The organism is Corynebacterium sp. LK31, assembly GCF_014335015.1.
GTDB lineage: Bacteria > Actinomycetota > Actinomycetes > Mycobacteriales > Mycobacteriaceae > Corynebacterium > Corynebacterium jeikeium_D.
Window position 1 is genome coordinate 34,751 of sequence record NZ_PDGW01000013.1, and the last position, 21,855, is coordinate 56,605.

Genomic DNA, 21,855 nt, shown 5'->3' on the forward strand with positions numbered 1-21,855 from the left:
GTTAGCTAATCCCCATCCTTTTCAAACCAAGTGTGGCACCCCAAAGTATATGGTCGTGCCAATGCTGCTTCGACGACTTTCCTTGCGGCCACGACCTGAACCGATTGCGGGAGCCGATCGATAACCGCCAACGCCTGCCGCAAGCTCTGCTCATTACGCGTTACACCAGCGCCTTCCTGCATCGCCGTCTGCAACCGGAAAAGCTGCCGTGGTTCCAGTTCTGACCGTGGCTGAGGCAGGCTTTCAACGGCCGCTGCGAATTCCTCGTCCCCGACCGGCACAGCGTGTGTTTCAGCGACTTTTTCGACCACCCGCTTGCCGACGACCAGGCCCTCCAGCAACGAATTGGAGGCCAACCTGTTGGCACCGTGGAGCCCTGTTGCGGAGCATTCGCCGGCCGCATAGAGGCCCGGCACACTAGTTGCACCGAATGGGTCGACGGCAATACCACCACAGGTGTAGTGGACCGCCGGGGCCACGGGAATGAGGTCCTTGGTCGGATCAATCTCCGCTGCGGTCAGGCCCGCTGTGATCGTCGGAAAGCGGGCGGCGAAGTTGTCGATGTGACGTGCGTCGAGGAAGACGTGGTCCTCGCCGAGCTCGCGCATGCGAGTCGCGATGGCGCGCGAGACGATATCGCGCGGAGCCAGGTCCCCGCGAGGGTCAACGCCGGCGGTCACACTGTTGCCCCGGGAGTCGACGAGAATGGCTCCTTCACCACGGACAGCCTCGCTGATGAGATGGCGTCGGCCGGTGCCATCTGATGCCGAGCGCTCGTCATAGAGCACCGTCGGGTGAAACTGGATAAACTCCATGTCCCGAATCTCCGCGCCAGCATCGGAGGCCATGCCGATAGCCTCACCGCGGGCACCCGAGGGGGCCGTGGTCGCGCGGTAAATATGGCCCACGCCGCCGGTAGCCAGCAGAGTGGCGCCTGCTCGAATAGCTCCACCCCCACGGGGATCCGCTACCAGCGCCCCCAGCACGCGGCCGTCTTTGCCAACGATGAGCTGGCGCGCTGTGGCGTTTTGTAGTACTCGCACGCCGGTAACTGAGGCTTCTAGGGCGCGCTCGATTTCAGCACCAGTGGCGTCACCGCCGGCATGAATGATGCGCCGCGCGTGGTGTCCGCCCTCTTTGGTGCGGGAATATACGGCCGGGTTATCCCGCGCCGGGTCGAATGTAGCGCCTAGCCCTATCAGCCACTCGGTCGCCGCAGCGCCAGCACGGATGATAGAAGCCACGGCCCCTTCATCGCAGTGGCCGGCACCGGCATCGAGAGTATCCGCGATGTGGGAATCAGTGGTGTCATCGAACCCATTGGCCACATGGCCGCTGGGGTCGTCGTCAAGCCCGACGACCGCGAGCCCGCCCTGTGCGAGATTCGTGGCCGCATCGGCGAAACGTAGCTGTTTGCGGGCACCGACGCGCCACTCGACGCTGTCGATAACCAGCACGTCGAGGCCGAGCTCAAGGGCCCGACGCGCAGCACTGAGCCCTGCGACTCCCCCGCCGATGACGAGGAAGTCACACGTCAGTGTCCAACTGTCGAATGATGGGCGCAGACCAAACGTGTTACTCGCCTCCGCCTGGGTTACCGATGGCGATCATGCGCTCGACAGAAGCGCGTGCCTTGTCGGCGACATCCGGCTCGACATCGACTTCATCAGTGCCCTCAACGAGGCAGCGCAGCAGAGCCGCCGGAGTGATGAGCTTCATGTACGAGCAGGAAGCGCGGTCGTTGACCGGCTCAAAGTCGACATCCGGCGCGGCCTTGCGCAGCTGGTGGAGCATGCCCACCTCAGTGGCCACGAGCACCTTGCCGTTGGGCTTGTTCTCCTTCAGCTTCTGCGCCTCGGTCAGCATCTCGCCGGTGGAGAGCATCTGCACGCGCTCGGGCTCGATGGTGCCTTCACCTGCGAGGTAAATCGCAGAGTTCGCGCAACCGCACTCCGGGTGAATGAACAGCTGCGAATCGGCGTTCTCTTCCGCGCGGTGCGCGAGTTCCTCACCGTTGATGTTGGCGTGGACGTGGCACTCACCAGCCCATACCTTGATCTTGTCGCGGCCGGTCTCACGGCGGACGTGTGCGCCGAGGAACTGATCCGGGTTGAACAGGATCTCCTGGTCTTCCGGGATGGACTTGACCACGTCGACGGCGTTGGAGGAAGTACAGCAGATGTCGGTCAGAGCCTTTACGTCTGCCGTGGTGTTGACGTAGCTGACTACCAGTGCGCCGGGATTCTCTGCCTTCCACTCGGCCAGTTCATCTGCGGTGATGGAGTCCGCCAGGGAGCAGCCGGCGCGCTCGTCCGGAATAAGGACGGTCTTCTCTGGGCTCAGAATTTTGGCGGTTTCCGCCATGAAGTGGACACCACAGAAGACGATGACGTCGGCATCGGTTTCCGCAGCGATGCGGGAAAGTCCGAGGGAGTCGCCTGTGTAATCGGCAATATCCTGAATCTCCGGCAGCTGGTAGTTGTGCGCAAGAATTACGGCATTGCGTTCGCGGGCGAGGCGCTTAATCTCCTGGGCCCAGCGCTCATCTGCAATTACGCCACCGTAGCGGCCATCTTTATCGACTACCGATTCGTACAGATCCGATTCAAGGCGCGGCAGGCTGGAAGCATTGGCCGCAAGGCTGGTATTCACGGAAAACTACGTCCTTACTTCAATGGGCTGTGGCTACGACCGGAGAAAACGCCGTCACCGTTACCGGCAACGGTCCCCGGAGGCATTCGCAGCGGACTCAAACGGGCAAGTGCAAGAGACCTAAGCTCGCCACACAATATCGAAAAAGCCCCTAATCGGGGCGAATACTGACATCGAGGACGAACCTATTTCCCAAAATTGTAAGGCTTGTATAAGCCTATTTCCCAATAACTACCCCTGTTCAGTAGGAATTAGTGCTTTACGACGGCTCCCGCGCAGAACCTCACCGTCTCACTTAGTGACCGAATCTGCGTCCGCAGCATTGTCTGCAGCGCTCTCGTTGCCTTCCGTGAAGTCCGTTTGGAACAGCACCCGGGACCACAGTGCGAGCATGGCAACCAGTGGCGCGACCAGCAGTGCTACATAGGTTTTGAAGTCTGGAATCACCGAGAACTTATCGCCCGGCTGCATTCCCGCCAGATCCGGCTGGAGCAATGCCGCAACCGACTGACCGACGAGGTACGTCACTGCTGCGCTCATCAACGCGGAGAAACCTGCCCATCCAATTGCCGTGAGCATCTGCACAGGAGTCGTGATGGCACGGTTTCGGAAGGTAGTAATTCCCAGCACCAGGCCGCTGATGGCAGTGACAGCAACAAACCAGAGCAGCCCGATAAAACCAGCGTCAACGGTTTCCTGAATAATCGCCAGTTGGTTATCTGGGAGCATTTGCACCTGCTGCTTGGGGCGCAGGAATGCCCAGGCCACTCCGGCTATCGTTCCCGTTACAACGGAGAAGAGAACAATACCCGAGGCCATTGCCACGCTCTGCTTTTCAACGTGCGGGACTCGGGTATTTTTCATGGTCATAGTTGACTAACTTACCTCACGGCGCACATCCAGTACTAGCGTGCCCGAATGGCGCACTAGCACAACCAGCGCCTTTTATCGCTGCTCCAACATAACGGAGTCCACTTCGCCGTGGCGCGAGCACTTTGCAGTCCAGCCGTCCGGACGCACCTGCACCACCATCCGGCGCCCACAGAGCTGGCAGAATCGAGGCGCCTCCAGTCCAGCTTTTGCACCATAGGAGCGTTCGCGCACTTCACCAGCTTCGAGGTCGGCGCCGGTAAAAGGATCGAACTTGGGATCGTCTCCCAGCACCATGGCCTGGAGCAGCTCCGTGGAGTCGACTTTCTTACCCCGCGTCGCACGCGGGCTAGATGTCCGAGGCTTAGACAGTTGCATTGAGGGCCTTAATTGGAAGTCGTACCTTGCCAAGCATGTCCAGATCCTGCTCCGCCGGACGGCCCAGCGTGGTCAGGTAATTACCGACAATGACAGCGTTGATACCGCCGAGCAGCCCCTTTTCTGCGCCCAGGTCGCCCAGGGTGAGCTCACGACCACCAGCAAAACGCAGGATGGTCTTCGGCAGAGCCAAGCGGAAGGCACCGATGGCACGCAGTGCGTCCTTGGCTGGCATCGGCTCGCGACCGGCGAACGGAGTGCCCGGACGCGGGTCGAGGAAGTTCATCGGCACCTCGGTCGGGTTGAGCTCCGCCAGGTCCTGAGCGAACTCGGCACGCTGCTCAAGGGTCTCTCCCATACCCAGGATGCCGCCACAGCAGACCTCCATACCGGCTTCGCCGACCATACGCAGGGTGTCATGACGTTCTTCCCAAGTGTGGGTGGTCACGACCTGCGGGAAGTAGCTCTTGGCGGTCTCGAGGTTGTGGTTGTAGCGGTGAATACCAGCCTTGGCCAGGCGATCCACCTGCTCCTGCGTCAGAATGCCCATAGAGGCGGCCACATTAATGTCCACCTCTGCCTGAATGGCGGCGACAGCCTGTTCCATCTGGCTGAGCAGTCGCTCGTCCGGCCCCTTTACTGCAGCAACGATGCAGAACTCAGTCGCACCCGACTTTGCGGTCTGCTTAGCGGCGTCCACCAGCGCCGGGATATCCAGCCATGCCGAACGCACCGGGGACTCGAACAGACCCGACTGCGAACAGAAGTGGCAGTCCTCTGGGCAGCCGCCAGTCTTCAGCGAGATAATGCCTTCAACCTCGACCTCTTCGCCGCACCACTTCAAGCGCACCTCATGCGCCAGTGCCAGCAGATCCTCGATGCTGTCGTCATCGAGGTTCAGAACTGCCAGGGTCTCCTCATAGTTCAGCCCCTCACCGCGGCCGAGCACCTTTTCTCGGGCGAGTTCCAAAATGTCCTGCTGCTGTTGAGTCATGGGGGTGATGCTCCTTGAGGCTGGGGATAAAACTTGAACACCGTTTCAGAAGTTGTTCAGTTATCAAACTTAATACCGCAGCTACAGAATGTCGAACAGGGTTCAATTCCCGTCGTGTCGCGGATTTACGCTCCCCATTTCAGCCTTGAGACATCTTCCAGATGATTCTTCTTTCGTCTACGGTAGGCAGTGTGCAATTGACCAAGGACATCATTGTCGACGCAGCTCTCACCATTCTCAACGAGTACGGACTCGGCGATCTCACGATCCGCCGCCTGACTCGCCACTTGGGTACCGCCGCTGGCGCAATGTACTGGCACTACCCTTCCAAGCAGGCACTGCTGGGCGCCGTCGCTGACCGCATCTTGGCTCCCTGCACAGAGTTTTCCGCCACAGGCGATTGGCGTGCCGACATCGAAGCCGTCGCCGAGCTGCTCTACTCCTGCCTCACCGCTCATCGGGATGGCGCCGAGGTCGTCTCGGCCGCGCTCGCTACGGGCACCGCCACGATTCGCCCCGAACAACTGCTTGCCGACGTCCTGGAGAATGCATCCGAAACCTCCATCAGCACCCCATCAGCGGGTGATACCGCGTCTGTCCTCGTGTACTTCATTCTCGGTGCGACAGTCGACCAGCAGACAGCCATCGCGCTTAATCTAAATGGCGCCAAGGGCGTTTCCGACAATGGTGATGCCAGTGGCGAGAACACCGCCGGTAAGGACGCTGAGGTCGCGACTTCCCCTGAAGATACGGCTACACAGACAAAAGAGCTCGGCCGCCAGCGCATTGCACTGGGAACCGAGCTCTTTATCGCCGGAATTGCGGGGGTTGCGGGGACTAAGGGAATTGCAGGTCACTAAGCCCCGCTGAAACAATCACGCTCACGGTCACGCCCCGGCGCTAGAGCACCAGAGCTGCTACCCAACCAGCTGCCAGCAGCGGCAGGTTGAAGTGCAGGAAGGTCGGAATAACCGAATCGCGAATGTGGTCGTGCTGCCCGTCGGCATTGAGACCCATCGTCGGGCCGAGCGTCGAGTCCGATGCCGGCGAACCAGCATCGCCCAGAGCACCTGCAGTACCAATGATGGCGACGGTAGCCATCGGCGAGAAGCCCAGCGATACACACAACGGCACATAGATGATGGCGATAATCGGCAGCGTCGAGAAGGACGAACCAATACCCATCGTGACCACCAGACCAACGACCAGCATGGCGAATGCAGCGGCAGGCTTGTTGCCCGCAAACAGCTCTGCAGTAGCGGTCACCAGCGGCTCGATCTGGCCGGACTCCGACATCACCGAGGCGAAGCCCTGTGCAGAAATCATGATGAAACCAATCAGGGCCATCATCTTCATACCGGCGGTGAACACGTCGTCCGCCTCACGCCAGCGCACGGCGCCGGTGAGCATGAAGATTGCCAGACCAGTGAGTGCACCAATCAGCAACGGATCGGCATCGGTCTCCATAGAATTCATCACAATCTGGACGACGAAAGTCACCACGATTGCAACGAGAGCAACGATAACTCGGTACTTCGACACCGGTTCGTCAGACTGGGTTTCTGCGTGTGAGGACTGGGCAATCGGCCGATCTTCGTAATGCCGTGGCTTCCGGTAGGAGAAAAATACGGCAATGGCCAGACCGGCCAGCATGCCGAGAGCCGGGATGCCCATCGTCATCATGATGTTGATATTGGAAACATCAAGGCCAGCATTCTCGATGTTCCCCAGCAGGATGTCGTTCAGGAAGATAGAACCGAATCCGACCGGAACCCACATGTAGGTGGTGACCAAACCGAAGGTCATCACACTGGTAATCATTCGACGGTCGATGTTGAGGCGGTTAAATACCGGCAACAGCGGCGGAATAATCAGCGGGATAAACGCAATGTGAACTGGGATGAGGTTCTGCGACATGATCGCCATGGCCAAAATGCCGGCGACCATGCCCCACTTGGTCCATGCCTCTGCCTTAGATTTAGCGCCTTCATCCTCCGTGCCGATCTTGGCAATCAGCCAATCGGCCAGCAGTTTGGGCAGCCCGGAGGATGCCACTGCCATGGCAAAGGCACCCAGCATGGCATAGCTCAGGGCAATCTTCGCACCACCAGAGAGGCCTTCCTGGAAGGCAACCATTGTGGCATCGAGCCCCATACCGGCGGAAAGACCACCGACTAAGGCGCCAATAAACAGCGCTAGCACAACGTGTACCCGGCAGACCGCCAGGATTAGCATCACCAAAACGGCGAGAAGAACGGCATTCATAAGGAAAATATTAAGGCAACCTTAAGTATTTCCAGCAACCGGGGCTAGAAAGATTTCACCCCAAAATCTTTACACCCCGGCTAATGCGGCTAATCAATCGAGACGAGTCCCTGGCCGCCCTGCACTGCGTCGCCGACTTCAACATGAATAGAGCCGACGGTGCCTGCAGCCGGGGCCGTAATCTCGGTTTCCATCTTCATTGCCTCGAGAATGAGCAGCACCTCCCCAGCCTCAATCTTCTGGCCTTCCTCGACCAAAATCTTACTGACCGAACCTGCCAGTGGCGCCACCACCGAATTGGCGGAGACACCCGAGACACTAGCGGTGGCCGGCTCAACGGAAGCGCTCGACGATCCACCCAACACGATGGGCGAAAGACGCTTGGGCTCCTCAACTACTTCAACGTCGACATCGTAGGCAATGCCGCCGACAGTCACTTTCAATTTCATGGCTCAACAATCCTCACGTAACAAAAGTCAATGAGTCAGACTCAATTAAGTCGGTTATCGAAAATTTCCAACTAACGCAGGTTGTGCTGCTGCTGGATCTGGCGTCCCTGCGCAGCCCACGTCTTATGGCGGTTGTATCGAATTGCCTTCACCTTGCCGCGATTGCCCAGGTACGCAGACACCGCTGCCGAAATGGCGATGACAGTATCCTCGGGGATATCTGCGTCCACGCGTTTGCGCAGTTCAGCCAACTCGCTCTCTGCCTGATTCAGTCGTGCCGTGGCCTTCTGCAAGCTTGTCGAGGTCGCATCCAACCGGTCGGTCAGTTCAGCGACGAGCGCTCGCAGCTCCTTAATCTCACCGATGCCGTCAGACATTACTGTGGCCCCAATCCGTGCTTCTTGGCCGGGCGAACCTCGCGCTTGTTACGCAGAACCGACAGTGCGTCAGCCACACGCAGGCGGGTTTCCGCCGGGTCAATCACGTCGTCGACCAGTCCGCGCGAGGCGGCGACATACGGCGTCGAGAAGCGTGTCTTGTATTCGGCGATACGCTCGTCGCGCACGCGCGCCTGCTCTTCCTCGTCGCCCGCGGCGGCAATTTCCTTTCGGAAGACCACGTTGACCGCACCCTCTGCGCCCATCACCGCAATTTCCGCGGTCGGCCATGCGAATACATAGTCCGCGCCGAGGTCCTTCGAGCACATCGCCAGGTACGCACCGCCGTAGGCCTTACGCATGACGACGGTCACCTTGGGCACAGACGCTGCGGAGTATGCGTAGAGCATCTTTGCGCCGTGGCGGATGATGCCGCCATGCTCCTGGGTGACGCCCGGCATGAAGCCAGGAACGTCAACCAGGGTGACCAGCGGGATGTTAAAGGCATTGCAGAAGCGGATGAACTTTGCGCCCTTGTCCGAGGAATTGATGTCCAGCACACCGGACATCACGTTCGGTTGGTTGGCGACAAAGCCCACGGTACGACCCAAAACTCGACCAAAACCAACGACTAGGTTGGTGGCAAAACCCGCCTGGCACTCGAGGAAGTCGCCATTGTCGGCGATACGGATTATGACCTCGCGGACGTCGTAGCCCTTCTTGCCATCGACGGGGACGATGTCGCGGAGCTCTGGATCCGGCTCGGCGTCGAATACCGGATCCACGATTGGTGGCTCTTCCGTGTTGTTCTGTGGCAGGAAGCTTAAGAGCTTCTGCGCAATCAGGATGGCCTGCTCGTCATCGTCGGCAACGAAGTCAATATTGCCGGCCTTGGCCATGTGCGCATCAGCGCCACCGAGCTGCTCGGAGGTGACTTCCTCGCCGGTCACCGACTTAATAACGCCCGGGCCGGTGATGAACATCTGTGCCTTGCGAGTCTGAATAATGAAGTCGGTCAGCGCTGGCGAGTAGGCAGCGCCTCCAGCACATGGGCCTGCAATGATGGAAATCTGCGGCACCAGACCGGAAAGCCAGACATTGTTGTAGAAGACCTGGCCGTAGCCCGACAGAGAGTCAATCCCCTCTTGAATGCGAGCACCACCGGAGTCGTTGATAAACACGAACGGAGTGCCGTTGTCGGCAGCAGCGCGCATGGTGGCCGCAACCTTGCGGGACTGCGTTTCACCAGCGGAGCCACCCATGACCGTGAAGTCCTGGGAGGCCACGTGCACTGCCCGGCCGAGAACCGCGGCAGTGCCGGTGACCACACCGTCGGCAGGCGCGTCGGCAGTATCCATGCCGAAGTCGGTGGTGCGGTGAGTCATGAACATGCCGGTTTCACGGAAAGTGCCCTCGTCGACGAAGTTGTCGATACGCTCGCGGGCAGTCATCTTCCCACGTTCGTGCTGCTTGGCCTGGCGGGCTTCACCGCCACCGGCCTCAACACGGCGACGCTGAGCATCCAAATAATCCAGGCGCTCCGCCATCGAGGCGTCGACGCCCGGCGCGACGGCATCCGCCGAATTCGGCTGGTTTGCTGAACTTTGCGACATTGCTATCTCTTCTCCCGATGTTCCTAGGCGGGTTCCACCTGGACGGTCTGTGAGCGACCGCCAACGGTGACCTTGTAGCGAATTGGCTCGCGAATGGCATTGGCAGCACCTGAGGCTTGCTCCGCCTCGCGCTTGAGCTGTTCGGCAGTCTTACCGACGTTCTTCGGCCCTTCGCCGCGCGTGGTGAAGAATCCCGGTGCGACGGATGGGAACAGTGCGTTGGTCAGGACGTCCTCGGCGGTGCCGTTGTAACCGTCGAGCTCCTTGGCCTGCTTGACCAGGTCGTCCCACTCTGGTTCGAGGAGATCAGCCGGGCGAACCGTGATTTCTTCCTTCTTGGTCTGTTCCGCTGCCTGCTTAATCAGCTCTGGGTTGCGCTCACCAGGACACTGCCCGTAATAGCCGAGCATGAGGTCGGCGAACTCAGCCGTCATAACCTTGTAGCGTCCCATCAGCACGTTAAACACAGCTTGCGTGCCGACGATCTGCGAGCTCGGAGTCACCAGCGGCGGGTAACCGGCGTCCTTTCGGACAATCGGTACTTCACGCATGACCTCTTCGACGCGGTCACCCGCGCCCTGGGCCTTGAGCTGGTTTTCCATGTTCGACAACATGCCACCAGGAATCTGCGACATGAAAATGTCGGTATTGACCAGGGTTTTCGACTCGAACTCTGCGTACTTCGGACGCACCTTGCGGAAGTGGTCACGAATGGTGATGAGGTTATCCATGTTCAGGTCGGTGGTGTAGTCGGTTCCCTCCAACATTTCCACCAGCGACTCGGTCGGGTTGTGCCCCGGGCCCAGCGACATCGACGAAATTGCCGTGTCCACGACATCCGCACCAGCTTCGATGGCCTTCATCAAAGTCACCATCGTGACACCGGTGGTCGAGTGACAGTGGACGTTAATCTGGGTGTCCTCGCCGTACGTTTCCTTGATGCCGCGGATGATGTCGTAAGCCGGCTGGGGTTTCAGCAGCGCTGCCATGTCCTTCAACGCAATGGAGTCCGCCCCCATATCCAGTAGACGACCAGCGAGCTTCACGTACCCGTCGACGTCGTGAAGCGGAGACGTCGTATAGCAGATCGTGCCCTGCGCATGCTTGTCGACGTTCTTGACCGCGCGCATGGCGTGCTCGAGATTGCGTGGGTCGTTGAGCGCGTCGAAAACACGGAATACGTCCATACCGTTTTCAGCGGACTTCTCGACGAACTTGTCAACCACCATGTCCTCGTAGTGGCGGTAACCGAGAAGATTCTGGCCGCGCAGCAGCATCTGCAGGCGACTATTCGGCATCAGCTTGCGGAATGTCCGCAGGCGCTCCCAGGGATCTTCATTAAGGAAGCGGATGCAGGCGTCAAAGGTTGCGCCGCCCCAGCACTCCACACTCCAAAAACCGGCCTTGTCCATTTCTTCACAGACATCGACCATGTCTTCCATAGCCATTCGCGTTGCCATGAGGCTCTGATGAGCGTCTCGGAACGCTACTTCCGTTACACCAATGGTTCGTGGACTCATAACTCCAAAAGTAAAGGCCTTTGGGAATCTTCGCGCGTTGGTGACCGCGAATATTGGTGATTCGGCGCCCGCCAAGGTGCGTTTAGAGTGTCAAATTGCCCACTTGCAGGGTTAAATACTTATTTTCGCGCGAAGTTTATGCTCTTAACCGTTCGACTCGAATTTTTCCTTGGGGGTCGTTTTTGCGAAGTGCGCTCGACAGATGGGACGGATGGCGCGCCCACACGGGACCGAAAAAGGCTCATGTTTTTTACAAAACGGTTAAGGTAGTCACATGAACCAAGCAAATACAGTCGGCGATTATCAAGTATGGCCGGGTGAGCCTTACCCGCTCGGATCTACCTACGACGGCGCTGGCACCAACTTTGCACTCTTTTCCGACGTTGCGGAAAAGGTTGAGCTTTGTCTGATTAGCGCCGAAGGCGAAGAAACACGCATTGAGTTGGAAGAAGTCGATGCGCATATCTGGCACTGCTACATCCCGTCTATCATGCCGGGCCAGCGCTACGCCTACCGCGTACACGGCCCATTCGATCCGGCCAACGGTAAGCGTTGCGACCCCAACAAGCTGCTGGTCGACCCATACGCCAAGGCTTTCGACGGCGAATTCGACGGTCACCCATCACTGTTCAACTATGACATTCATGACCACTCGAAGCGCAACACCGAGGACAGCCTGGGACACACCATGACCTCCGTGGTCATCAACCCATTCTTCGACTGGGGCGCTGACCGCGCACCTCGCACGCCGTACAACGAGACCGTGATTTACGAAGCCCACGTCAAGGGTATGACCATGACTCACCCGGATATCCCGGAGGAGCTACGTGGTACCTATGCCGGTCTCGCGCATCCGGCAATTATTGACTACCTCAAGGACCTTGGTGTCACGGCTATCGAACTGATGCCGGTCCACCAGTTCCTCCAGGACGACCACCTGCGCGAAAAGGGGCTGCGCAACTACTGGGGCTACAACACCTTCGGTTTCCTAGCACCACACCAGGACTACTCGGCTTCCCAAAAGCCAGGCGGAGCAGTCAGCGAGTTCAAGGGCATGGTGCGCGCATTTCACGATGCCGGCATTGAGGTCATCCTCGACGTGGTCTACAACCACACCGCCGAGGGCAACCACATGGGCCCAACCATCTGCTTCCGAGGCATCGACAACGAGGCCTACTACCGCCTGGTCGAAGGCGATCGCCAGCACTACATGGACTACACCGGCACCGGTAACTCCCTGAATGTGCGCCACCCACACTCGCTGCAGCTGATTATGGATTCGCTGCGCTACTGGGTCTCCGAGATGCATGTCGACGGCTTCCGCTTCGATTTGGCATCCACCCTGGCTCGAGAATTCCACGATGTGGATCGCCTCTCCGCCTTCTTTGACTTGGTGCAGCAGGATCCGATTGTCAGCCAGGTCAAGCTCATCGCAGAACCGTGGGATGTCGGCGAAGGTGGCTACCAGGTCGGTAACTTCCCACCGCAGTGGACTGAATGGAACGGTAAGTACCGCGACACCATCCGCGACTTCTGGCGCGGTGAGCCATCCACGCTCGGCGAGTTCGCTTCACGTATCACCGGCTCCTCGGACCTGTATGCAAACAATGACCGCCGCCCAACTGCGTCGATTAACTTCGTGACCGCGCATGACGGTTTCACCCTCAACGACTTGGTCAGCTACAACGAGAAGCACAATATGGCCAACGGCGAGGACAACCGCGATGGCGAGTCCCACAACCGTTCGTGGAACTGCGGTGTGGAAGGCCCGACCGACGACGAGCGCATCATTTCGCTGCGCGCCCGCCAGCGTCGTAACTTCCTGACCACTCTCCTGCTGTCCCAGGGCACTCCGATGATTAGCCACGGTGACGAAATGGGACGTGGCCAGAAGGGCAACAACAACGTCTACTGCCAGGACAACCGTTTGGCCTGGGTCGACTGGAATCAGACGCGTACCAACTCTGAACTGGTCGAATACACCCAGTTCCTGACTGAGCTGCGTGCGGAGCACCCAGTCTTCCGACGCCGCCGGTTCCTGCGCGGTGGCCCGCTCGGTGCGGAAACCGACGATCGTGACATTGCCTGGCTGACCTATGAGGGTCGTGTCATGACGACCGATGACTGGAACTTCGACTTCGGCAAGTCGTTGATGGTCTGGCTCAACGGCGATGCCATCACTGAGCCTGATCGCCGAGGTCACAGGATTGAAGATGACTCCTTCCTGCTGTGCTTCAACGCCCACCACGAGGACATCATGTTCCAAATTCCGGGCACCGAATACGCACACAGCTGGGAAGTCATCATCGACACCACAGAGATCACGGGTCGCCCGACCCGCGAGCGCATCGTTGAGCCAGAAGGCGAGCTCCGCGTGCCAGCCCGTTCTACCATCGTGCTGATCGAGCGGCACTAGCCGCATCCGCGTTGGGTGTAGGGGCCCGGGCCTGGGTTGGTTCCTACACAAAATCCCCTGTCGGCGGAAGACTTTTCTTCCACTGACAGGGGATTTTCGGCTCTGAGTTCAACTCAAAACAGGGTTTGGGTCAACACAGCACCGCGGGAGCCGAGCTGGCGTGAAGTCTTCTTACGCAGATGCGCGCATATTGAACTCCGCCTGAGAGTTCAACCAGTACTCCGGCTCGGTGTCAAAGTAGTCGGACAGTCGATTTGCGAGGTCAGTGGTGACCGCAGTGCGGCCGGTGCGAAAGCGCTCCAGAGTTGAGCTTGGCACGCCGATGGCAAGAGCCAGTCGGTAGATAGAGAGGTGTCGCGGCTCGAGGAAATTATCGTTCAAGATAGAACCAGGGTGCACAGGATGCGTGCTCAAAATGTTTACTCCTTATTTCATCGCTTCACTGGCATACGTTGTTTCCGCTTTGCCCTTCGCTTGAGCTCGAAAGCTCGAACGACCAGTTACCGCCGTTCGTCGAAAAGTATAAGGAGCGCCCGCTCAAAATGCATCCGGACATTTAACCCCCCAAAACATGTGGTTTTCAGGGGTACAGACACCCCCACTGTCCGAACGCTCCATAAATATTCCTATTTTTGTGGGCATTTCCACATTGTCGGAAGCCACGTGTACTCGGCGAGAACCGCAGGTACCACAGCCTCTATGGGGCTCAATCCGCCATCGGCGCTACCATCTAGTGCATGACTACGACCACGCCATCCTCCGAGCCCGCCGTCGTCTTCGAGCTCACCGGCGACACGGTGACTATTACCGCAGATGGGCTCCGCCTTACCCACACCATCAACACGGCCAGCACCGCCCCCGCGAAGCCCCTCCCGCTTACCGACGTTGCCGAGGTCGCATCGGCAAGTAAAAACGGTGTCTACACTCCGGCCAACCGCTTTTTCCCCGGCACGGTAGACCTCGGGGTAGCTTTACCAAAGGCCCGTGTGATGCCTCATCGTCAGGCAGCAGCGCAGTTGCTGGCAGACCTCGTGGCGGAGATAGCCAAGAATCCTGAGTTCTACAACTCAGCAGATGCTTTTACTTCCACGTTGATGCCGTGGGTGGCACAGCGCGCGGCGGTCACCGAAGGCGTGAGTGTGGTTGAGGGCGCGGGCGACGTCGTAAAGCACTCTGTGCCTTTTGCACCGCTTCCTACTGGGGATGAGGTTGCGGTGTCAGACATCGCACCGTTTGCGGCGTTCGATGTAGAGACAGCGAACGAAGACACCGGCTCGATTATTCAGCTTGGTGTTGCGGTCGTGCGTGGCGGGAAGGTGACGGATCGTTATTCCTGGATGTGCCGTCCGCCAAAGGGGCTGGAGTATTTTGATGAAGCCAATGTCGCGATTCATGGCATCACAGCGGCGGATGTGGCCGGTGAGCCGTCATTTCCGGAGCAGCTGGCGAAGTTTGTTGACGTCGTTGGGGATTTGGACGTAGTTGCTCACAATGCGCGGTTTGATTTCACAGCCCTGTCGCGGGCGTGCCGGGCGGAAGGCATTCCAGCACCGAAGTTGAATTTTGCGTGTACTTATATGTGGGCTCGGCAGATGCAGTTGGGGCTGCCCAACTTGAAGCTGCCGACATTGGCGGAGGCCGCGGGGACGTCGCTGGAGAATCATCATGATGCGACGGCCGATGCGGTCGCATGTGCTGAGGTAGCGCTGTGGTTGATGGAGCAGCAGCGCGCAACATCGGTGGCTGATTTGAGCCAGAAGGTCTCGCTGAGCTTGGGCCAGATTGGCAGTGGACGAGTGCGGATGGTGCGCTATGACCCGGCTGGTGTCGCCAGCACTGGTGCCGGGACCAACGCGGGAACTGGTGCTGGTGCTGGTGCGCAGTCCGGCAGTTCCGCGCCGTCACGACGGCCGCGTCGCAATGCGAAATGGGATGCGGCCAAGACACCGGACACCATTCCAGACCCGAATCCGGACGCGGATCCAAGCGGCCTGTTGTACCAGCAGCGGGTGACACTGACCGGTGATTTTGCACCGTATGACAAGGGCTTTCTGTGGGACAAGATTGCCTTTGCAGGTGCGAATATCAATAAGGGTGTCACGAAGAAAACGACCATTTTGGTCGCCGGTCCGTGGGATTCGGTGACGTCGAAGGAGAAGAGGGCTCGACAGCTGCAGGCCGAAGGCCAGGAAATCCAGATCTGGACTGAGAAGGAGCTCTTCACCGCACTCGGGCTGAATCCGGAAGAGGATGGCGCGTCCGAAGCGGGAGACACTGCGGAAGGAACACCTAGCGCCAGCACCGGGGACAACTCCAGTGAGTCGGTTCCAATGTTTGGTTCCACTTCCCTGCCGGGCGATGACGGAATGCCACCCTTCTAGGCCACGTTCACGAGAAAAAATTCGCATTCGGACGGCGGGTGCAGACTCTGGGGCTAGCTGCTGCCACAGCGGTCAGGCAGCAGCTTTTCCTGGTGGGCGGTATAAAGGGGAACATGAGTCGCCGACCAATTACGTCCACCTACCGTCTCCAACTCCGTGGCCCCAAGGCCGACCCAAACGGGCGCGCTTTCACGTTCGCTGACGCGGCTGAACAGGTCGGCTACTTGGCAGACCTCGGAATTTCACACCTGTATCTGTCGCCTATCCTCACCGCCGTACCGGAGTCTAACCATGGCTACGATGTCATCGATCCGACGACAGTGAACCCGGAGCTCGGCGGCATGGAAGAGCTGCAGAAGCTCGCGCAGGTGGCGCACAAGGCCGGTCTGGGCATCATTATCGACCTGGTACCGAACCACCTCGGTGTTGAGGAGCCCAAGCTCAATGCCTGGTGGTGGGACGTTCTGACCTATGGCAAGGATTCTCAGTTCGAGCCATACTTCGATATCGACTGGCACGAGGACAACGGTGCCAACGGCAAGATGGGGTTGCCGATTCTGGGATCCCCGGAGGATATCGACAAGCTGGAGCTCGACACCTCTGGCGACGAGCCACTTCTGCGTTACTACGACAACACATTCCCGGTGCGCCCCGGCACCGAGGACGGCACCCCGCAGGAAGTACATGATCGCCAGGCCTATCGCCTGATGTACTGGAAGGACGGGGTCATTGGCTACCGTCGATTCTTCAGCGTCAACGGCCTGGCCGGCATCCGCCAGGAAAACCCGGTGGTATTCGAGCACACACACCGCATCATCCGCGAGCTGCTAGCTGCGGACATCATTGACGGTGTCCGCATTGACCACCCGGATGGCCTCAGCAACCCATTCGGATACCTCAGTGAGCTGCGCCGTCTACTCGGCGATGACAAGTGGCTGGTTATCGAGAAGATTCTGGGTGCCGAAGAGCCACTGGATCCGAGGCTCCAGGTTGACGGCACCACGGGTTACGACGCCCTGCGTGAGTTCGACAATGTCTTCGTCAACCGCGACTCCCGAGACGCCATGAGTATGTTGGCTCTGCAGCAGTCCGGCTCAACCTGGGACAAAACTGCCGTGCAGGCAACTGCGCAGGCTCTCAAACACGATGTCGCAGCGCACGAGTTGGCTGCAGAAGTCCGTCGTCTAGCACGTGCCCTGCGCCGCGATAACTGGTCTATCAGCGGTACCAGCGTCAGCGATGAGGTACTTATCGACACCATCTGCAAGCTGGTCGCTGCCATGCCTGTCTACCGTTCGGACTATGTCTCCCTGTCGCGAGTGGCTTCCACGGTCATTGGTGAAATGGCAGCGCGTTTCCCCTCGCGTGTCTTTGCCCTCGACCTCATTTCGGCAGGTTTGGTAGCCGGTGGTGAGGCCGCCACGCGGTTCGCTCAGGTTTGTGGTGCGGTCATGGCAAAGGGTGTCGAAGACACCACCTTCTACCGTGCCTGCCGCCTGATCAGCCTAAACGAAGTCGGCGGTGATCTCGGTCGCTACGGCATGTCTGCGGCGGAGTTCCACCTGTTGCAGTCGGAACGTGCTCGCCTCTGGCCACGAACCATGACCACGCTGTCCACGCACGACACCAAGCGCGGCGAAGATGTCCGCGCCCGCATTCTCCAGCTCTCCGATGTCTCCGGCGACTGGGCTGAAAATGTCCGCAACTGGATGGCCATCACCCCCGCCCCGGACGATGCCACCGGCTACTTCCTGCTGCAGAACATCATCGGAGTCTGGCCGACCGACGGCGTGATTACCGATGAACTGCGCGAACGCCTCCACGACTACGCCATTAAGGCCATCCGCGAGGCAGATGTGCACACCTCCTGGACGGAGCCGGTCGAGGAGTTCGAACTCGGCATCCGCAGCTGGATTGACGCGCTTCTCGACGGCCCCCTGACCGACTCCATCACAGAGTTCGTCCGCTCCATTGCGCCAGCTGCCCTGACCACGTCACTGTCGCGCAAGCTCCTCCAGCTTGTCGGCCCCGGCATCCCCGATACCTACCAGGGGACGGAGTTCACAGAGGACTCCCTGGTTGATCCTGACAACCGCCGGTTCGTCGACTACGATGCGCGCGTCGCGGCGCTGGATAAGGTTGCTCGCGATGAGGTCACGTCGGTAACTAAGAGTCCAGAGCACCCAGCTGAGCTGCCGGAGGACTTTACGGATGCCGATGCGGACGTCGCAAAGCTGATGGTGACTCACCACGGAGTGAAGCTGCGTGCGGAACGCCCGGAGTCCTTCGTCGGCGGCGCCTACCAGCCAGTATTCGCCGTGGGTGTCGGCGAGCGTCATTTGGTCGGTGCAGCACGTGGACCGAAGGGCGAGCCGGAAGATGTTATCGCGCTGGTGACGCGCCGTCCGCTGGGGCTGCAACGCGAAGGCGGTTGGGGCGACACTACAGTGACACTTCCCAAGGGATTCTGGACCGACCGTTTCACTGGCCATACTTGGTCCGGCACCATCGCCGTGGCTTCTCTGTTCAGCTCCTTCCCAGTAGCACTGCTGGTACGCGAGGACGATGACGACTAATCGAATGAAGGATTCGCTTCCCGACGATTCCCGCGACCAGACCCGCAAGACTCAGTTGGCGGAGGATCGAGAGGTTACACGTGCACTGCAGTCGAAGTACGACTCGTGGGCAACTCGGCACCCCACCGCCGCGCAGGACTTTGTCGATGCGATTAAAGAGATTCTCTCCGATGCCGGTTTGGCCTTTGACAATGTCACGGCGCGGGTGAAGTCTTTCCGCTCATTGCGGCAGAAGGCCCTGCGTCGTGAAGCGGACGGCAACTACGTCTACCCTGACCCGTGGCACGGTATCCACGACATCATCGGTGTGCGTGTAACCACGTACCATTCGACGGAGATTCCCGCGATCATGGATGCGCTGGGAGATTCGCTGACTGTGCTGCGTAGGATTGACAAAACCGCGGAGACACGAATCAGCGGCCGGTTGGGATACGGCTCCCAGCACTTGATCTGCAAGGTGTCGACGGCGGCGCCGTCAGAGCTAGCTCCATATGCGGATATGCAGTTTGAGGTGCAACTGCGCACTGTGCTGCAGCATGCGTGGGCGGAATTTGAGCACGATATTCGCTATAAGGCCCCTGAGGGAGCGACAGACCCGCGGATTGATCGAGCTTTTGCGCTGGCCGCTGGCCTTATTGAGCTCGCGGATCAGCAGTTCGACCAAGTCGTTGCCGTGCTGGAGGAATCCACGCCGGACGATTCCGCGCAGGGAGAGGGCAAACAGCCCTCAGCTCCGGCAAAGACCACAGCCGATGACATTGTGGTGACTGAGGAAACCCTACCCGGCGTGCTGACGATGCTGCTTCCAGATGCGCCCCGATCGAAATCAGAGCATTACGACTGGGCAGAAGAACTGCTGGAGCGCAATGGCATCCGCACTGTCGGGCAGCTGCGAGAGCTACTTAATCCGCAGCGCCTCAGCGCGGTAAGCAAGGCCATGAAGTACCGCTTTAACCCAGGTCATGTGCGTGTTATCGATGACCTATTACTAGCGGCTCGCGGTGAAAAGCACATCAAGGCCACTGCGGATACCAGCCATAACCCGAAGCGTCGACCAGCCCGTTTGCGCGCACGGTTGCAGCAACTAGCGGAGGCCGGGATGCCTATGAGCGACGTCCCCGAAGACGATCGAGCTGACGGCGATCGCGCTTCGTAGGCCGCCCGGCACCGCGGTCGCGCGTCGGCATCGATGCGAGAATCTCCTTCGGAGGCGGTGGCGGAGAGTGGTCGATATAGCACTGCCTGGCCACCGGAGCTCCGACCCGCTTCTTCACCGTCTTGGTGACCTCAACAATGTGTTCGCGGTGGTTTGCCCACAGTCGCACTCTGTCCCCGGGGACGACCAGAACTGAGGGTTTCACGGCTTCGCCGTTGACTTTGACGTGGCCGCCACGGCACGCATCTGCGGCCAATGAGCGAGTTTTCAGCAACCTGACCGCCCAAATCCAGGCATCGATACGCACTGGTTCGGTAGACAATTGCTGCTGAGCAGGCATTTACTGCGGATCCTTGTAGTTCACAATCCGCTGAACCTTTTGCCAATTGAGAAAACCACCGACCAGGCCGACTACTGCCAGGATGAGGAATAGGGACATGCTTCCGGCTAGAAGTCCGAGCACTGCACCGCCGACGACACCGCTGCCTGCCCACACAACGGCATTGCGGGAGTACTTTCGCACCGCGTTCTTACGGAGCTCAATGGGGTTCTGAGGTTGGGGCTGAAGATAGCTCATGGAGTACATATTAGAGCGTTCTGGTCGCCCTGACGCATCGCATAGGTCGATAGGGCGTACAATTCGGGAAAAATTTCTACAGCTATAGCAAACCTGCTAGATATTCCTATTTGGGTAGGTAATTAACACAATGGCGTAGGTTGATTGCTAGTGTTAGTCCTATGACAGAAACTGTCCGCCCCCGCCACCGCATGGTCGACCGCGTTGCGGCGATCCTCGAACTCGTTGCGCGCTCTAACGAAGGTCTAACCCTCACTGACATCGCCCACACGCTGAACTATCCGCTCAGTACCACGCAGGGCCTTGTCAACGGTCTGACTGTGACAGGTTACCTTGACGAGTCCAACAAGCGTTACACGCTCGGCATGGCGCCGTTTCTGCTCAATGTCATGGCCGGTCGTCGCATGGTCAACGTTCCGACGGCTGAGCTCGAGGCGATTCACAACGAAACTGGCTTGATTACCGTGCTGGCACTGCCGGTTGGTGGCAAGCTTTTCTACCTCAAAACCGTCGGTGAATCCATGCGCTACCAGTACCTGACGGAGAACTTCCTGCCGCGCTCGCTGTTGCGCACCTCTGCAGGTTGGGTTTTGATGAGTCGGTTTGAAAAGCGCGAACTGTGGTCCTACCTGAACTCCGCGCGGCCGGAAGACCAGGTCTATGTGGATGATTTCCTCCGCCAGGCCGGGGAAATCGCAGAGACCGGCGTCTGTGCTGCCCCGGGTATTGCCGAAGGCGGTGGCGTTGACGGTGTCTCTATCGCAGTGGAGGAAGACGGTGCTACTGTCGCGGCAGTCTGCGTTTTCGGTCGGCCAGAAAAGATTGCGGAAAATAAGGACGAACTGGTGGAAATTCTCAAGCGCCATCGCGGCGCACACAACGGCGAGGAATCCCCGAACCAGGGTTAGCGGCTGTTAAGCGCGCAGCTCCCACCAGATTTCGCCACCGTCCGTAGACGGCTCGCTAGCTCCCTTAGTCAGCGCCTGCATTTCGCCGTCAAGCTGGGCAATCCCATCGGCAGTCACCGCGATGGAAAACTCCACGTTCTGGCCCCACCGCGTTTCCACGATCTCATAACCACGAGCACGCAATTCCGCTTCGATGCGACCGGCATCTGCGGCGGAGACACTCACTACTCTCAAGGCTCTTTGCACGCGCCGCATGCGCGTGACTTTTTCTAGACACTCTGAGACCGAATCCGAATAGGCCCTCACAAGCCCACCCGTGCCTAATTTGATGCCGCCAAAATAGCGGATCACTACGGCGGTGACATTCGTCATTCCAGAGCCCTGGAGCACATCGAGCATTGGGCGCCCTGCCGTGCCGCCAGGTTCACCGTCATCTGAGGATCGCTCCACCCGATTCCCTCCGACGACCTCATGAATGTATGCGCTGCAGTGGTGGCGAGCATCCGGGTACTCCGCCTTGGCCAAATTGATGACCTCTCGGGCGCTGTCTTCGTCGTCAGCACGCGCGATCCACGTGATGAAGCGAGATTTCTTAATCTCGATTTCATTCGTGACGATGTCACCGCCGGCGGGGACAATCAGCTCGATGTCGCGCTGCTTCTGCGTCGCTTCGGTCGAAGTGGATGGCTCGGTGGTCATAGTGTCCATTGTTGCGTATGGGCT

20 protein-coding genes are annotated in these 21,855 nt (G+C 59.2%); 6 read left to right on the forward strand and 14 right to left on the reverse strand.

The window, feature by feature from the left end; translation table 11 throughout:
* Positions 1-5: 5 nt before the first annotated feature.
* The 5 genes from nadB to bioB all read right to left on the reverse strand — a co-directional run bounded on the left by nadB (position 6) and on the right by bioB (position 4,894).
* A complete protein-coding gene (nadB, locus tag CRD18_RS05345) occupies positions 6-1,565 on the reverse strand; it encodes an L-aspartate oxidase (protein ID WP_049170299.1) in 1,560 nt (519 codons plus the stop codon).
* A 10-nt stretch (positions 1,566-1,575) separates the two neighbouring features.
* On the reverse strand, positions 1,576-2,652 hold the full coding sequence (nadA, locus tag CRD18_RS05350) for a quinolinate synthase NadA (RefSeq protein ID WP_049170297.1): 1,077 nt from the start codon (positions 2,650-2,652) through the stop codon (positions 1,576-1,578).
* A gap of 291 nt (positions 2,653-2,943) precedes the next feature.
* Positions 2,944-3,522 carry a hypothetical protein gene (locus tag CRD18_RS05355; protein WP_048734676.1) on the reverse strand — a complete coding sequence of 193 codons (579 nt, stop codon included), beginning with the start codon at positions 3,520-3,522 and terminating at the stop codon, positions 2,944-2,946.
* A 75-nt stretch (positions 3,523-3,597) separates the two neighbouring features.
* Positions 3,598-3,900, reverse strand: a complete 303-nt coding sequence (locus tag CRD18_RS05360; protein ID WP_048734678.1) for a hypothetical protein — start codon at positions 3,898-3,900, stop codon at positions 3,598-3,600.
* Entirely contained in the window at positions 3,887-4,894 is a 1,008-nt protein-coding gene (gene bioB, locus CRD18_RS05365; RefSeq protein ID WP_016422961.1) for a biotin synthase BioB, read from the reverse strand. Before bioB ends, CRD18_RS05360 begins: the two co-directional genes overlap by 14 nt.
* Positions 4,895-5,085: 191 nt before the next feature.
* Between bioB and CRD18_RS05370 the strand changes: the two genes are divergently transcribed.
* Complete coding sequence (locus CRD18_RS05370; protein ID WP_224784224.1) at positions 5,086-5,754, forward strand: TetR family transcriptional regulator; 669 nt, start codon at positions 5,086-5,088, stop codon at positions 5,752-5,754.
* Between the two features lie 40 nt (positions 5,755-5,794).
* Here the strand turns inward: CRD18_RS05370 and CRD18_RS05375 are convergent, their stop codons facing one another.
* From CRD18_RS05375 to CRD18_RS05395, 5 genes are all read right to left on the reverse strand, one after another.
* Positions 5,795-7,159 carry a Na+/H+ antiporter family protein gene (locus tag CRD18_RS05375; protein WP_016422963.1) on the reverse strand — a complete coding sequence of 455 codons (1,365 nt, stop codon included), beginning with the start codon at positions 7,157-7,159 and terminating at the stop codon, positions 5,795-5,797.
* Between the two features lie 89 nt (positions 7,160-7,248).
* Complete coding sequence (locus CRD18_RS05380) at positions 7,249-7,608, reverse strand: biotin/lipoyl-containing protein (RefSeq protein WP_016422964.1); 360 nt, start codon at positions 7,606-7,608, stop codon at positions 7,249-7,251.
* Positions 7,609-7,679: 71 nt separating this feature from the next.
* Positions 7,680-7,985: a hypothetical protein gene (locus tag CRD18_RS05385; protein WP_048734709.1), complete on the reverse strand. Its 306-nt coding sequence runs from the start codon at positions 7,983-7,985 to the stop codon at positions 7,680-7,682.
* Positions 7,985-9,598 carry an acyl-CoA carboxylase subunit beta gene (locus CRD18_RS05390; RefSeq protein ID WP_049193986.1) on the reverse strand — a complete coding sequence of 538 codons (1,614 nt, stop codon included), beginning with the start codon at positions 9,596-9,598 and terminating at the stop codon, positions 7,985-7,987. The genes CRD18_RS05385 and CRD18_RS05390 overlap by 1 nt, the downstream gene beginning before the upstream one ends.
* Before the next feature lie 23 nt (positions 9,599-9,621).
* Positions 9,622-11,118, reverse strand: a complete 1,497-nt coding sequence (locus CRD18_RS05395) for a methylmalonyl-CoA carboxytransferase subunit 5S (protein ID WP_049170291.1) — start codon at positions 11,116-11,118, stop codon at positions 9,622-9,624.
* 274 nt (positions 11,119-11,392) lie between these two features.
* On the opposite strand from CRD18_RS05395, the gene glgX reads away from it, so the two are divergent.
* Positions 11,393-13,534, forward strand: a complete 2,142-nt coding sequence (glgX, locus tag CRD18_RS05400; RefSeq protein WP_049193987.1) for a glycogen debranching protein GlgX — start codon at positions 11,393-11,395, stop codon at positions 13,532-13,534.
* 171 nt (positions 13,535-13,705) lie between these two features.
* Here glgX and CRD18_RS05405 read toward each other — a convergent pair whose 3' ends face one another.
* Positions 13,706-13,948: a HigA family addiction module antitoxin gene (locus tag CRD18_RS05405; RefSeq protein WP_005510305.1), complete on the reverse strand. Its 243-nt coding sequence runs from the start codon at positions 13,946-13,948 to the stop codon at positions 13,706-13,708.
* A 323-nt stretch (positions 13,949-14,271) separates the two neighbouring features.
* Between CRD18_RS05405 and CRD18_RS05410 the strand changes: the two genes are divergently transcribed.
* The 3 genes from CRD18_RS05410 (at position 14,272) to CRD18_RS05420 (ending at position 19,647) form a co-directional block, all read left to right on the forward strand.
* Positions 14,272-15,915 carry an exonuclease domain-containing protein gene (locus CRD18_RS05410; protein ID WP_070595599.1) on the forward strand — a complete coding sequence of 548 codons (1,644 nt, stop codon included), beginning with the start codon at positions 14,272-14,274 and terminating at the stop codon, positions 15,913-15,915.
* Positions 15,916-16,028: 113 nt separating this feature from the next.
* Positions 16,029-18,491: a malto-oligosyltrehalose synthase gene (gene treY / locus CRD18_RS05415; protein ID WP_016422970.1), complete on the forward strand. Its 2,463-nt coding sequence runs from the start codon at positions 16,029-16,031 to the stop codon at positions 18,489-18,491.
* Complete coding sequence (locus CRD18_RS05420; protein WP_070827222.1) at positions 18,481-19,647, forward strand: GTP pyrophosphokinase family protein; 1,167 nt, start codon at positions 18,481-18,483, stop codon at positions 19,645-19,647. The genes treY and CRD18_RS05420 overlap by 11 nt, the downstream gene beginning before the upstream one ends.
* On the opposite strand, the gene CRD18_RS05425 is transcribed toward CRD18_RS05420, so the two are convergent.
* The gene (locus tag CRD18_RS05425; RefSeq protein WP_083304802.1) at positions 19,595-19,987 is read right to left on the reverse strand and encodes an RNA-binding S4 domain-containing protein; all 393 of its coding nucleotides are present in this window, start codon (positions 19,985-19,987) and stop codon (positions 19,595-19,597) included. The two genes, CRD18_RS05420 and CRD18_RS05425, sit on opposite strands and share 53 nt — an antisense overlap.
* On the reverse strand, positions 19,988-20,233 hold the full coding sequence (locus CRD18_RS05430; RefSeq protein WP_005510313.1) for a hypothetical protein: 246 nt from the start codon (positions 20,231-20,233) through the stop codon (positions 19,988-19,990).
* A gap of 152 nt (positions 20,234-20,385) precedes the next feature.
* Here CRD18_RS05430 and CRD18_RS05435 point away from each other — a divergent pair, with 152 nt between their 5' ends.
* Positions 20,386-21,132 carry a helix-turn-helix domain-containing protein gene (locus CRD18_RS05435; RefSeq protein ID WP_016422973.1) on the forward strand — a complete coding sequence of 249 codons (747 nt, stop codon included), beginning with the start codon at positions 20,386-20,388 and terminating at the stop codon, positions 21,130-21,132.
* A 6-nt stretch (positions 21,133-21,138) separates the two neighbouring features.
* Here CRD18_RS05435 and CRD18_RS05440 read toward each other — a convergent pair whose 3' ends face one another.
* Positions 21,139-21,840 (reverse strand): YigZ family protein, encoded by a 702-nt coding sequence (locus tag CRD18_RS05440; RefSeq protein WP_370449640.1) that lies wholly within the window; start codon positions 21,838-21,840, stop codon positions 21,139-21,141.
* Positions 21,841-21,855 lie beyond the last annotated feature (15 nt).